This window comes from Eikenella halliae (genome assembly GCF_001648475.1).
In the GTDB taxonomy this organism is placed as follows: domain Bacteria; phylum Pseudomonadota; class Gammaproteobacteria; order Burkholderiales; family Neisseriaceae; genus Eikenella; species Eikenella halliae.
This window is the reverse complement of record NZ_LXSQ01000021.1, coordinates 25,727-38,198: the sequence shown is the minus strand read 5'-3', so window position 1 is coordinate 38,198 and position 12,472 is coordinate 25,727. Positions and strand designations below refer to the sequence as shown.

10 protein-coding genes are annotated in these 12,472 nt (G+C 56.5%); 6 read left to right on the top strand and 4 right to left on the bottom strand.

Features of this window, described 5'->3' with window-relative positions:
- Positions 1-3: 3 nt before the first annotated feature.
- From mnmA to A7Q00_RS08935, 4 genes are all read left to right on the top strand, one after another.
- Positions 4-1,110, top strand: a complete 1,107-nt coding sequence (gene mnmA / locus A7Q00_RS08950; RefSeq protein WP_064090214.1) for a tRNA 2-thiouridine(34) synthase MnmA — start codon at positions 4-6, stop codon at positions 1,108-1,110.
- Between the two features lie 116 nt (positions 1,111-1,226).
- Positions 1,227-2,891 (top strand): AMP-binding protein, encoded by a 1,665-nt coding sequence (locus A7Q00_RS08945; RefSeq protein ID WP_064090213.1) that lies wholly within the window; start codon positions 1,227-1,229, stop codon positions 2,889-2,891.
- A gap of 287 nt (positions 2,892-3,178) precedes the next feature.
- A complete protein-coding gene (gene hutW, locus A7Q00_RS08940) occupies positions 3,179-5,011 on the top strand; it encodes a heme anaerobic degradation radical SAM methyltransferase ChuW/HutW (protein ID WP_064090212.1) in 1,833 nt (610 codons plus the stop codon).
- Positions 5,012-5,325: 314 nt separating this feature from the next.
- Positions 5,326-5,964 carry an NAD(P)-dependent oxidoreductase gene (locus A7Q00_RS08935; RefSeq protein ID WP_064090211.1) on the top strand — a complete coding sequence of 213 codons (639 nt, stop codon included), beginning with the start codon at positions 5,326-5,328 and terminating at the stop codon, positions 5,962-5,964.
- Positions 5,965-6,125: 161 nt separating this feature from the next.
- Here A7Q00_RS08935 and A7Q00_RS08930 read toward each other — a convergent pair whose 3' ends face one another.
- From A7Q00_RS08930 to rlmH, 4 genes are all read right to left on the bottom strand, one after another.
- A complete protein-coding gene (locus A7Q00_RS08930) occupies positions 6,126-6,491 on the bottom strand; it encodes a hypothetical protein (RefSeq protein ID WP_156503789.1) in 366 nt (121 codons plus the stop codon).
- 215 nt (positions 6,492-6,706) lie between these two features.
- Positions 6,707-7,414 (bottom strand): 2-C-methyl-D-erythritol 4-phosphate cytidylyltransferase, encoded by a 708-nt coding sequence (ispD, locus tag A7Q00_RS08925; RefSeq protein WP_064090210.1) that lies wholly within the window; start codon positions 7,412-7,414, stop codon positions 6,707-6,709.
- Positions 7,411-8,133, bottom strand: a complete 723-nt coding sequence (dnaQ, locus tag A7Q00_RS08920; RefSeq protein WP_064090209.1) for a DNA polymerase III subunit epsilon — start codon at positions 8,131-8,133, stop codon at positions 7,411-7,413. The genes ispD and dnaQ overlap by 4 nt, the downstream gene beginning before the upstream one ends.
- 438 nt (positions 8,134-8,571) lie before the next feature.
- Positions 8,572-9,042 (bottom strand): 23S rRNA (pseudouridine(1915)-N(3))-methyltransferase RlmH, encoded by a 471-nt coding sequence (gene rlmH / locus A7Q00_RS08915; RefSeq protein WP_064090208.1) that lies wholly within the window; start codon positions 9,040-9,042, stop codon positions 8,572-8,574.
- 194 nt (positions 9,043-9,236) lie between these two features.
- On the opposite strand from rlmH, the gene A7Q00_RS08910 reads away from it, so the two are divergent.
- Positions 9,237-10,472, top strand: coding sequence for a YihY family inner membrane protein (locus tag A7Q00_RS08910; protein WP_064090207.1), 1,236 nt, complete (start codon positions 9,237-9,239; stop codon positions 10,470-10,472).
- 434 nt (positions 10,473-10,906) lie between these two features.
- The gene (locus A7Q00_RS08905; RefSeq protein ID WP_082887810.1) at positions 10,907-12,217 is read left to right on the top strand and encodes a M23 family metallopeptidase; all 1,311 of its coding nucleotides are present in this window, start codon (positions 10,907-10,909) and stop codon (positions 12,215-12,217) included.
- Positions 12,218-12,472 lie beyond the last annotated feature (255 nt).

Below are 12,472 nucleotides of genomic sequence, written 5' to 3'. Positions count from 1 at the left end.
ACTATGCCCACCCCGCAAAACATCATCGTCGGCCTGTCCGGCGGCGTCGATTCCTCCGTAACCGCCCACCTGCTCAAGCAGCAGGGGCACCAAGTGCGCGGCGTGTTCATGCAAAACTGGGAAGACGACGACAACGACGAATACTGCAGCATCAAGCAGGATTCCTTCGATGCCATCGCCGTGGCCGACATCATCGGCATCGACATCGACATCGTTAATTTCGCCGCCCAATACAAAGACAAAGTATTCGCCTACTTTCTGCAGGAATACCAAGCCGGCCGCACCCCAAACCCCGACGTGCTGTGCAACGCCGAAATCAAATTCAAATGCTTTTTGGATTATGCCGTCGAGCAAGGCGCCGAAGCCATCGCCACCGGCCACTACGCCCGCAAAGAAGTGCGCGGCGGCAAGCATTATCTGCTCAAAGGCCTGGACGCCAACAAAGACCAAAGCTATTTCCTCTACCGCCTCCAGCCCCATCAGCTCGAGCGCGCCCTCTTCCCGCTCGGCCACTTGGAAAAACCCGAAGTGCGCCGCATCGCCGCCGAAACCGGCCTGCCCACCGCCGCCAAAAAAGACAGCACCGGCATCTGCTTCATCGGCGAACGTCCCTTCCGCGAATTTCTGCAAAAATACCTGCCCACCCGCGAAGGCGATATGGTGACGCCCGAAGGCAAAGTCGTGGGCAAGCACGTCGGCCTGATGTTCTACACCCTCGGCCAGCGCAAAGGCTTAGGCATCGGCGGCGCAGGCGAGCCGTGGTTTGTGGCGGGCAAAGATTTGGCCGCCAACCGTTTAATCGTGGTGCAAGGCCACCAACACCCGCTGTTATTTTCAGGTAGCCTCACCATGAGCCAATTAAGCTGGACGCTACCTGAACACCCCGGCGAAGCACACGGCAGCCGCCCACCCGAAGGCCGCTACACCTGCAAAACCCGCTACCGCATGGCCGATGCGCCCTGCCAACTGCGCTATTTAGGCGATGATTCCGCCGAGCTGGTATTCGACACCCCGCAATGGGCGGTTACCCCCGGCCAATCCGCCGTGCTGTATGATGGCGACATCTGCCTGGGCGGCGGCATTATCGACCAAGCCGGCGCAGGCGTTTAACTCCTTTAAACCAAACATAAAACCCAGCAACACAAACCTTAAAGGCTACCTGAAAGCACGGCGCGACAAATTGCTGCCAAGCTGAATTTTCAGGTAGCCCCTGTCAGGAGACCAAATTGGAAAAAATCTGGCTGCAAAGCTATCAGGAAGGCGTACGCCCCGAAATCGACGTGCGCCGCTACGGCTCAATCTGCGAAGTCTTCCGCGAAACCGCCTACCTCTACGGCAAGCGCTCCGGCTTCACCAACTTCGGCAAGGTGCAAACCTATGCCCAAACCGCGCGCCTGGCCGAGCAGTTCGCCTCCTATCTGCAAAACGTGCTCAAGCTGGAAAAAGGCGCGCGCGTGGCCGTGATGCTGCCCAACCTGCTGCAATACCCCGTGGCCGTATTCGGCATTTTGCAGGCCGGCGGCATCGTGGTGAACGTAAACCCGCTCTACACCCCGCGCGAATTGCAACACCAGCTGAAAGACAGCGGCGCCACCGCCATCCTGGTGTTGGAAAACTTCGCCCACACGCTGGCCGAAGTGGTGGCCGAAACCGATGTGAAACACATCATCCTCGCCTCGGTGGGCGATTTGCTCGGCTTCTTCAAAGGCGGCCTGATGAACCTGATTGTGCGCCATGTGAAAAAAATGGTGCCGCCTTATGAGCTGCCCCATTTCGTGCGCTTCAACCACGCGCTCAAACAAGGCGCCGCGCACGCCTTCCGCTCCGTGCCGGTTACGCTGGAAGACACCGCCTTCCTGCAATACACCGGCGGTACCACCGGCGTATCCAAAGGCGCGATGCTCACGCACGGCAACATCTGCGCCAATATGCTGCAGGCCGAAGAGTGGATTCAATCCAACCTCACCATCGAAGGCGAATTGGTGGTAACCGCGCTGCCGATGTACCACGTGTTCGCGCTCACAGTAAACCTGATGATCTTCACCCGTATCGGTGCGCAAAACCTGCTCATCACCAACCCGCGCGATATTAACTTTTTCATTAAAGAGCTGAAAAAATACCGCGTGAGCGTGCTGCCTGCCGTCAACACCCTGTTCAACGCCCTGATCAACCACCCCGACTTCCAAAGCATAGACTTCTCCAGCTGGAAGCTGTGCCTGGGCGGCGGCATGGCGGTACAGGAAAACGTGGCCAAACAATGGAAAGCGCTCACCGGCCAGCCGATTGTTGAAGTGTACGGCCTCACCGAAGCCAGCCCCGGCGTGTGCGCCAACCCGCTGAACATCAGCGAATACAACGGCACCATCGGCCTGCCCGTGTCCAACACCGTGGTGGAAATCCGCGACACCGAAGGCAAAGAAGTGCCGCCGGGCGAAATCGGCGAATTGTGCGTCAAAGGGCCGCAAATCATGCAGGGCTACTGGCAGCACCCCGAAGAAACCGCCGCCGTGATAGACGAGCGCGGCTTCCTCGCCACCGGCGACATGGTGAAAATGGACGAAAAAGGCTTCATTAAACTGGTGGACCGCAAAAAAGACATGATTGTGGTGTCCGGCTTCAATGTGTATCCGAACGAAGTGGAAGACGTGGTAACGAAACACCCGATGGTGCTGGAAGCCGCCTGCATCGGCGTGCCCAGCAACAAAACCGGCGAAGCCCTGCGCCTGTTCGTGGTGAAAAAAGACCCGGCGCTTACCCGAGAAGAACTCATCGCCTTCTGCCGCACCCAGCTCACTGCTTATAAAGTGCCGAAAGACATCCAGTTCCGCGAAGAGCTGCCAAAATCCAACGTGGGCAAAATCCTGCGCCGCGAGCTGCGGGAAGAAAAATAGCCGCTGGCAGAAAAGCCAAACATGGGCAGCCCGGTATATACCGGCTGCCTATTTTTTCGTAAACTGGCGTAAAGCAAAATTAAGCCTCGGTAATCTTGCCCGGCATAACAAAGGCTACCTGAAACCATCAATGTGGTTTTTTCAGGTAGCCTTCATTCATAAAATTCCCATAAAAATAAAATAATAAAATAATATCAGGCAAAATGCCCCTGTTCTGCTATTTCAGTAACACCCTTCCATGTAGTAAAATTAATTCTTATTTTGTTTAGCATCTAACTATAAACCCTATGTCCGCCACCGCCTCCCCATCCGCCATCCAAACCATCCGCTGGCCGTCGAAAGAAGCCGCGCCGCAAGCCTTTCCCGAAAGGCAGGCGTTGATGCCGATTTGGGGCGGCGTGCCCGTGCCGATGCCGCAATGGCAGAAACTGTGGCAAAGCCAAATCGCCCGTTCGCTCGACACCGACGGCCTGGCCTACCTCCACATCCCCTTCTGCGCCAACCACTGCGTGTTCTGCGGTTTTTACCGCAACGCTTGGAAAGAAGAGCACGGCGGCACGTATGTGGACAAAGTGATTGAAGAGCTAGCCACCGAAGCCGAACAACGCACCGGCAGCGGCAAAATCCAAGCCGTGTATTTCGGCGGCGGCACGCCCACCGCGCTGGATACGCCCGACTTGGTGCGTCTCATCCGCGCCTGCTACCAATACCTGCCGCTGGCCGACGACTGCGAATTCACCCTCGAAGGCCGCATGAGCCATTTCGGGCTCGACAAAGCCCGCGCCGCCGTCGAAGCCGGCGTGAACCGCATTTCCATCGGCATCCAAACCTTCAACACCGCCATCCGCCGCCGCCTCGGGCGCAAACACAGCGGTGAAGAAGCCTATGGCTACCTGAAAGAACTGTGCGGCCTCGATGCTGTGATTGTGGCCGACCTGATTTTCGGACTGCCCGGCCAAACCGACGACATTTGGGCGCATGACATCGAATGCGCCGCCGGCCTGCCCCTGTCCGGCCTCGACACCTACGCCTTCAACTGCTACCCTTTCCTGCCCATCAACCGCATGATTGAAAAAGGCGCATTCCCGCCGCCGCTCGGCTTCGACGTGCAATCCCAACACTACGCCTACGCCGTGCGCGAACTCACACGGCTCGGCTGGCAGCAAGTCAGCAACAACCATTTCGCCTACCCCGGCCGCGGCGAGCGCAACCGTTACAACACCCTCATCAAATCCAATATGCCCTGCCTCGCCTTCGGTTCCGGCGCAGGCGGCAACTTCGGCGGCTTCAGCTACCAAGTGCAGAGCGATTTGGCAGGCTACCTGAAAAATCCAAAAGGCCAAAAAGCCCTCTCCTTCATGAGCCGCCACGGCCAACACAAAACCCTGCTCGGCCAAGTGCAGCACGACATCGAACTCGGCCGCATCGACACCGCCCTGTTTGCCGACAACGCCGAAGCGCAAACCCTGCTGCGCCAATGGCAGCAAGCCGATCTGCTAACCATTCACGAGGACGGCCAAGCCATCCTCAACACCAGCGGCCGCTATTGGTCGCCCACCCTCACCCGCAAACTCATGATGTCCCTCCCACCTGATGAAAAGGAAAACACAATGCAAAAACTCTCCAGCGAACAACAAACCGTATTGCGCAACTCACTGGCCGAAAACCCCGGCCAAATCCTCGAAATGCTTGCCGGGCAACACCAATGCAGCTTTGAAGACGTGATTAACTGCCTGCCCGCCCAACTCATCAAAAAAACCGAAGGCAGCCGCTTTGTCGAAATCATGCAGGCGCTGGCCGGCTGGAACGAAGCCGTCACCTTCATCGCCCACACTCCCGACGTGATCGCCGAAGTCACCGGCAAAATCCCCAACGGCAAAGTCGGCCGCGGCTTCTACAACTTCGAACACGCCGAAGAAGGCGGCATCCACGGCCACATCTACTACGAAAACTGCGCCGCCATCTATCTGATCGAACGCCCCTTCATGGGCAAAGACACCGTGTCGCTCAACTTCGTCAACCGCAACGGCGGCGCCATGTTCAAAATCTTCGTCGGCCGCGACGAAGCGGGCGAACTCAAACAAAACCAAATCCAAGCCATGCGCGCCCTGTTCGCCTAAACCCGCGCCCAGCATTCAAGGCTACCTGAAAGCAGCCTGCACCCAGAATCATCAAAGTGCAGGCTGCCTGAAACCCCAAAAGCAGCCTGCACATTTGGCCAACACAGCTTCGGAATACGCCAGCAACGGTAAAGCAGCCACCGTCCGCACAACAGCAGCCCAATCCCCTCTCCCGTGGGAGAGGGTTAGGGAGAGGGCAAAACCGCTCAACCGAAACCTCGTTTAAAACTGAACCCTGAAAACACCGCTTAAAGGCTACCTGAAACCCCAAAAAGCAGCCTGCACCCCTTCAACCCCCAAACAGGAGCACCCCCATGCTGATGATATTCGGCGCCAACGGCCCCAGTGGCCGCCAACTCATCCACCAATTAGACCGTCTCGAACGCGAAACCGCCGTCGCCGCATTAAGGCTGCCCGAACAACAATCCGACGAATTTTTCGCCAACCAGCACATCCGCACCACCGTTGCCGACGCACTTGACGCAGAAGCCGTCGCCCAAGCCGTGCAGCAATACCGGCCCGACACCGTCGTCAGCTTTGTCGGCGGCAAAAACGAACAAGGCATCCGCAGCGACGCCACCGGCAACCTCCACATCATCCGCGCCCTCGAACAGCACGCCCCCGAAGCCCACTTCATCCTCGTCACCAGCATGGGCTGCGGCGAACAATACCCCCTGATGAGCGATATGTTCAAACAAGCCCTGGGCGAAGCCGTGGCCGCCAAAACCGAAGCCGAAAACGCCCTGCGCCAAAGCCCCCTTGCCTGGACCATCCTGCGCCCCTGCGGCCTCGCCGACGGCGACGACACCGCCTACCAGCTGCACGAACAGCTCCCCGCCATCCCCCGCCAATACATGACCCGCACCGCCCTCGCCGCCGCCGTGCGCCAAATCATCGGCGAAGCCGGGCATGAAGGAAAAGCGTATTCGGTCACTTCCGGGAGCGCCACTTAAACCGTCCGACTAAAACCAACGGGCAAACCGCTTCCAAACAGCAGTTTGCCCGTTTTTGCAGGCTACCTGAAAACCAGATGGAACTTTCAGGTAGCCTTAAACGCAGTAAAGGCTACCTGAAAAATTCAGGTAGCCCTTTCATAACAAGTTCTCCTACCAGCCTACTTTAATGGATTAACTTGGTTAGGAACACAACCAATCGGCTTATAAAAATAAAGAAAACCACCGGATAATTCCAATTTCTCCTTCCCGACAAATTGCAACTTCCCACTCTCAAAACTACATTTATAGTACAACACACTATCACGTTCATCAGTAAACAAATACTGAGATACTAAATCGCCATATTTATCCAACTGAACCGTTTCTGAAAAAACAACATGATTATTTTTATAGAAAACTATTTTCTGAAAATCGACATTATGCACATATAAATCAGCATAATCCCATTTGAAGTTTGTTATTTCATTAAGTTTGATATGGCCATCATGAAAGTCTTGCAACTTTGCTTCATCTATTTTCTTCATAGCCAAAAAGAAAATAAACAAATAAAAATAAAGTTAATATGCTGCATGCAAAGATTATTCTTTTAGTCATAGCAATCATATTCTAGCGTACTTATTAAGCAGTAAGTTTTGCTTGATAAATTCGTTACCATTTTATCTGTATTCCATTATATTTTATTACTAGGTTGGGTGTTTATAACCAACCTATTGCTATTTGGCACGCTGGCTGAATTTTTTCAGGTAGCCTCATCTTGCAACAACAGCCTTGCAATCCTCTCGTCTGCCGGCCAAGTCAGTTTCAAATTGCGGCTGTCGCCCTGCACCAGCAAAGGTTGCAAACCCAGCCGTTCAACGGCGGAGGCCTCGTCGGTAATCTCCGCCGGATTGGCGGCGGCCAGCGCCTGTTGCAGCAGCTCGGCGGGAAAAAGCTGCGGGGTTTGTGCCTGCCACAAACCGCTCCGGCTCACCGTTTCGGCAATATGATTTTCGCCGTTGCCGCGCTTAAGGGTATCGGCCACGGGCAAAGCCAAAATGCCGCCAACCGGATGCTGCCCCGCTTCTTGCAACAATCGCCGCAAGGCTTCGGCAGGCAGGCAGCAGCGGGCGGCATCGTGCACCAGTATTTTTTCGTCCGGCCGCATCACGCCGTGTTTCAGCAGGGAATTCAGCCCGTTAAACACGCTCTCGGCACGGCTCTCGCCGCCGCAATACAGCGTTCGCAGTTTGGCGGCCAAGTTTTCAGGTAGCCTCACTTCCCGTTCAAACCACGCATCATCCCGCGCCAACACCACGGCTACCTGAACAATCTGCGGCTCGTCCAGCAGGCGGCGCAGGGTGTGCTCCAGCACGGTGTGGCCGGCTATCTGCACGTATTGTTTGGGCAGGGCGGCGCCGAAGCGGCTGCCCACACCGGCAGCGGGCACGAGGGCGAAATAGCGGCTCATGGCGTTTTCCGCCAAATGCTGCCGCCTTCGGCTTTTTTGTCCAATTCGTCCAGATAGGCTTCGTGGACGGCATTTTCCTCGGCATTGGCGGCCAGCACTTTCAGTTGCGCCGGGCGTTCGGTAGGCGCGATCACCACGGCGGGCGCGTCGGCTTCGGCGCTTTCTTCTTCGGCAAACTGGTCGGCCAGGCTGAATTGTGAGCGGGTCATGCCCAGATAGACTTCGCTCAGCAGTTCGCAGTCGATCAATGCGCCGTGGAATACGCGTTTGCTGCGATCCACTTCGAGGCGGGTACACAAGGCATCCAGCGAGTTTTTCTGGCCGGGATACAGGGCGCGCGCCATCACCAGCGTATCCACCACATTAACCGTCAGCTCCTTCACGCTCGGCAGGCCGGCACGGCGGAATTCGGCGTTGAGAAAACCCACGTCGAATGGGGCGTTGTGGATAACCAGCTCGGCGCCGGCAATAAAATCGGCAATCTGCTGCCCGATTTCGGCAAACTTGGGCTTGCCTTCGAGCTGATCTAGCGTGATGCCGTGCACTTTGGCGGCTTCTTCGGGAATGTCGCGTTCGGGGTGGACGTATAAATGCAGATAGTTGCCGGTGAGGCGGCGGTCGATCATTTCCAGGCCGGCAAATTCGATGAGGCGGTCGTCGCGGTCGTAGTAGAAGCCGGTGGTTTCGGTATCAAGAATGATTTGGCGCAAATGTTTCATCAGGGCAGAGCTTTATAATGTGGGCAAACGGTCGGCATCTTACCCCATAGCGGATGAACTTTGAATCAGGATTGGCAGTCGCGCCAATGATGCGTTGATTTAGCGCGGGCCTGCGGCACGAGGCAGTATCGTTATCGGCAGGCAGATTTAAGCTATATTACATTGATTCATTTCGGTTTACAGCAAACACAACCTAATAAATTAACAAAGTATTACATCATTTTAATATAATAAAAATAATTATCATTTGCTAATTAGGCTGTTTTTCGGTATGATGCATTCACGTTTGGCAAAGCAAGGTTGCTCTGCCTTGTGCCGAACCGCCAAGTCTCAACATTCTGCCTGATGGCAGGATGTCCAATTTTGGTAGTGGTTTGTGTTCCTTTTGCGCCCCGCTTTTGTCGGGGCGATTTTTTATGTGCGGTTTTCGCCAAACCATTATTCACGGTGGTACGGATGATTATGCAGAATTGATACCGCCCGATACAGCTGCTCGGTGAGCAACACACGCACCATGCCGTGCGGCAGGGTGAGGCTGGAGAGGCGCAGCATCAGGCCGGCTTGTTGTTTGATTCGCTCGGTGAGCCCGTCTGCCCCGCCGATTACCATACAAACATGCAGGCCGTTCTGCTGCCATTTTTTCAGGTAGCCTGCCAGCTCCTGCGAAGTGGGCGCAACGCCGCGCTCGTCTAACACCACCAAAAACGCATCGGCCGGCATGGCTTCCAAGATGCGTTTTTCTTCCGCCGCCATCCCCTGCGCCGCATTCACGCCCGTGCCGCGCTTTTCCGGCTTGATTTCTTTCAAGGTGTATTTGATGTCGCGGCCGAAGCGCTTGGCGTATTCCTTCACGGCTTCGTCCACCCAACCGGGCATTTTGTTGCCCACGGCCAATACGGTAATGTTCATGGTTTGCCTCGCTCCCGCCCTGCCCGGGCAGGGCTGTTTTGTCTTTTCAATAACATTATTTTACAATGCGGCAGGCCAACTGATTCGATTGGCCCGCAACGCTATTATTTTAAAACATTCGGCCGGCATCATTTAAACCAAATACTCAGGCTACCTGAAAACCACAACAGCTTTTCAGGTAGCCCCAGCACACCATGCGCCTACTGCCCAAATTCTCCCTGCCCGAACCCCTGCGCCGCTCGCGGACGCTGGCGTTTGCCCGTTTTCTGTATGACCGCTTTAATGAGGTGGACATCCCGCAGGTAGCCTCCAGCCTCACGTTTACCACACTCTTGGCCTTGGTGCCGCTGTTTACCGTGGTCGTGGTGGTGGTATCCGCCTTTCCCGTGTTTGCCGATTTTTCCGCCCAGTTTCAACACATGGTGTCGGCAATCATGATGCCTGCGGGCGTGGCGGCGGTGAGCGACTACATTTTCCAATTCCGCGACCACGCCAGCCGCCTTACCGCCATCGGCATCACCATGATGATGATCACCTCGCTGATGCTGGTGCACACCATCGAGCGCACATTCAACCAAATCTGGCGGGTGAAACGCCCGCGCAGCATCGTAACCCGCGTGTTGGTGTATTGGGCGCTGCTGAGCATCGGCCCCCTGCTGGTCGGGCTCGGGCTCTCGCTGTGGGGCGTGTTTCTGCGGCGCACCCTGTTTTACCTGCACTACCCGCTCCTCGCATCCGCCGTACAGTTCGGCGTGGCGCTCACCGCCACCTGGAGCATGCTCTGCCTGCTCTATAAGCTCGTGCCCGCCCGCTATGTACCCATCCGCCACGCCCTGATCAGCGCCGCGCTGGCGGCCGTGTCTATCGAACTGTTGCGGCGCGGCTTCGGCGTGTACGTGGCCAACTTCAACAACTATCAGTTGGTGTATGGCGCCTTTGCCGCCGTGCCGATGTTTCTGCTGTGGCTCAACTTAAACTGGATTGTCATCCTCAGCGGCGCGCTCCTGGCTGCCTCGCTTTCCTATTGGGAGGGCGACGCTTTCCGCCGCCAAGGCTGCCACGGCACGCGGTTTCACGACGCCCTAGGCATCCTCACCCTGCTCGCCCAGGCACAAAGCCAAGGCAAGAGCCTGAAAACCCAACAGTTCCGCCGCCACATCCAGCTGGGCTACGATGAACTGGGCGACCTGTTGGAACAACTCGCCCGACGCGGCTACATCGCGCAAAGCCCGCGCAACCGCTGGATGCTGAAAACCAGCCCCGAAGCCATCCGCGTGGCCGATTTGTTCCGGCTGTTCGTGTATGGCAGCCATAGCCACACCAGCGATTCCATCGACCGCACCGTGCAGCAAATCATGACCCCCGCTATCACCGCCGCCGATATAACCATAGCCGAATTTATCCGGCTCAATCAACAGCAGGATGGTTAATATAGTGGATTAAATTTAAATCAGGACAAGGCGGCTAGCCGCAGACAGTACACACGTTACGGCAAGGCGAGCCAACGCTGTACTGGTTTTTGTTAATTCACTATACACGAAGCGCTGATCCGGTTTTCAGGTAGCCTTTTACAAGCGATAAAGGCTACCTGAAAATTATTCAGCAAACGCATAAGCCGATACCGTGCTCAACAGCTACCCACCGTTCACAATATTTTCAGGTAGCCTTTACGCAAGAACAGGCTACCTGAAGCCAAAATCCCCAATCAAACCCAGCCGTTTGCCGCGCCTGTGTCGGTTTCCAGCCGCACCCTAGTTCAATAACAAGTAAAAAACCGCAAAGCGGCACCCGCCCTGCCCTGCCTATCCATTAAAATAGCGCGCTTCCGATAGACTCGTTTGCCGCAACGGCATCCTGCCAAACCGTGTCCCCATCCGCCCTATTTTCCCGCCTGCCACGCCGTGCCCGCATCGCCCTTGTTGCGGCCGCCGCGCTGCTGGGCGTGTTCATTTTAATTGCCATCATCGCTGCCGCTTCCGCCAAACCGGAAGGCGCGATGCAGAGCAAACGCATCGTGGAAAAACTTGCCGCCGTACACGCCAAAGGCAAAACCCCGGCCACCGGCTACTGGAGCGACGAAGTCATCCAGCCCGGCGACTCCCTGCGCAACGTGTTGGAACGCTTCAACCTTTCCGCCCCGCAAATTCAAGACATCACCCAAGCCGCCGCCTCAGAAGGCAAACAGCCCCACCTGCACCCCGACCAAACCGTCAGCCTCAGGCTCGATGCCCAGCGCCGCCCCGTGCAAGTGCAATTTTTCAACGACGACGACAACGGCGAAACCCAACTGGTTGATTTAGCCTATGCCGGCAACCGCTGGCAGGCCAAAACCGACGATGTGAAAACCACCACCCTGTCCACGCTCAAATCCGTTATCATCCGCTCCAGCGGCACCACCGCCGGCGCCATGTCGCGTGCCGAAATTCCTGCCGAAGTCCGTGATTCCCTGCGCGAACTGTTCAGCAACCGGCTCGATCTCTATAAACTCGAAGCCGGCGATACCGTGCGCATTCTTTATCAGGTAAACTACTTTCACGGCCAGCAAATTTCCATGGGCGACATCCTCGCCGTAGAAATCAGCCACCAAGGCAAGCTCTACCGTGCCTACTACTTCGGCGAAGACGGCAACGGCCGCTACTACGACGAACACGGCCAGCCGCTGAAGAAAGGTTTTGAAACCCAGCCCGTGCCGGGCAGCCGCATCAGCTCGCCCTTCGGCGTGCGCGTCCACCCGATATTAGGCTATTTGCGCATGCACACCGGCATCGACTACGCCGCCCCCGCAGGCACACCGATTCACGCCCCATCCGACGGCATCGTAGAATTCCGCGGCCCCAAAGGCGGCTACGGCAATACCGTGATCCTGCGCCACAGCGACAGCATGCAAACGCTCTACGGCCACATGAGCGCGTTTTCCGCCAATGCCGCCCCCGGCCAGCGCGTGCGCGCCGGTGACATCATCGGCTTCATCGGCACCACCGGCCGCAGCACCGGCCCGCACCTGCACTACGAAGTGCGCCTCAACGGCGTGCCGGTCAACCCTGCCGGTGTCGCCCTGCCCGCCAAACGGCTCACCACTGCCGAGCTGGCCGAATTCCGCCGCCAGCAGCAAACTGTGGAACAAAAACTCGCCCAACTGCGCGGCATCGGCAAAACCGTCGCCCAGCTGGATTGATGGGCGGTTGATTTAACGATAAGAAACCAAGAAACTGATTTTCAGGTAGCCTCAAAACGGCGATTTTGTGGCAATATATTGCCTGGTTGCCGCAGCAATAAAAGGCTACCTGAAACCTCAGCTTTACCGCATAAAAGCAATAAATCAGTTTTGCCAAGAAACCTCCGTATCCAACAGCACACCCAACAGCATTCCCGCCAAAGCAGCACAGCAGCACCACGCCGCAGCGGCCAGTAGTAAACATAAAGCAGAAGC

Excerpts from the sequence above, each read along its gene's own strand:
- ispD (WP_064090210.1), bottom strand. The coding sequence starts at position 7,414 with ATGAGCCGCTATTTCGCCCTCGTGCCCGCTGCCGGTGTGGGCAGCCGC.
- rlmH (WP_064090208.1), bottom strand. The coding sequence starts at position 9,042 with ATGAACATTACCGTATTGGCCGTGGGCAACAAAATGCCCGGTTGGGTG.
- dnaQ (WP_064090209.1), bottom strand. The coding sequence starts at position 8,133 with ATGAAACATTTGCGCCAAATCATTCTTGATACCGAAACCACCGGCTTC.
- A7Q00_RS08910 (WP_064090207.1), top strand. The coding sequence starts at position 9,237 with ATGCGCCTACTGCCCAAATTCTCCCTGCCCGAACCCCTGCGCCGCTCG.
- hutW (WP_064090212.1), top strand. The coding sequence starts at position 3,179 with ATGTCCGCCACCGCCTCCCCATCCGCCATCCAAACCATCCGCTGGCCG.
- A7Q00_RS08930 (WP_156503789.1), bottom strand. The coding sequence starts at position 6,491 with ATGAAGAAAATAGATGAAGCAAAGTTGCAAGACTTTCATGATGGCCAT.
- A7Q00_RS08935 (WP_064090211.1), top strand. The coding sequence starts at position 5,326 with ATGCTGATGATATTCGGCGCCAACGGCCCCAGTGGCCGCCAACTCATC.
- mnmA (WP_064090214.1), top strand. The coding sequence starts at position 4 with ATGCCCACCCCGCAAAACATCATCGTCGGCCTGTCCGGCGGCGTCGAT.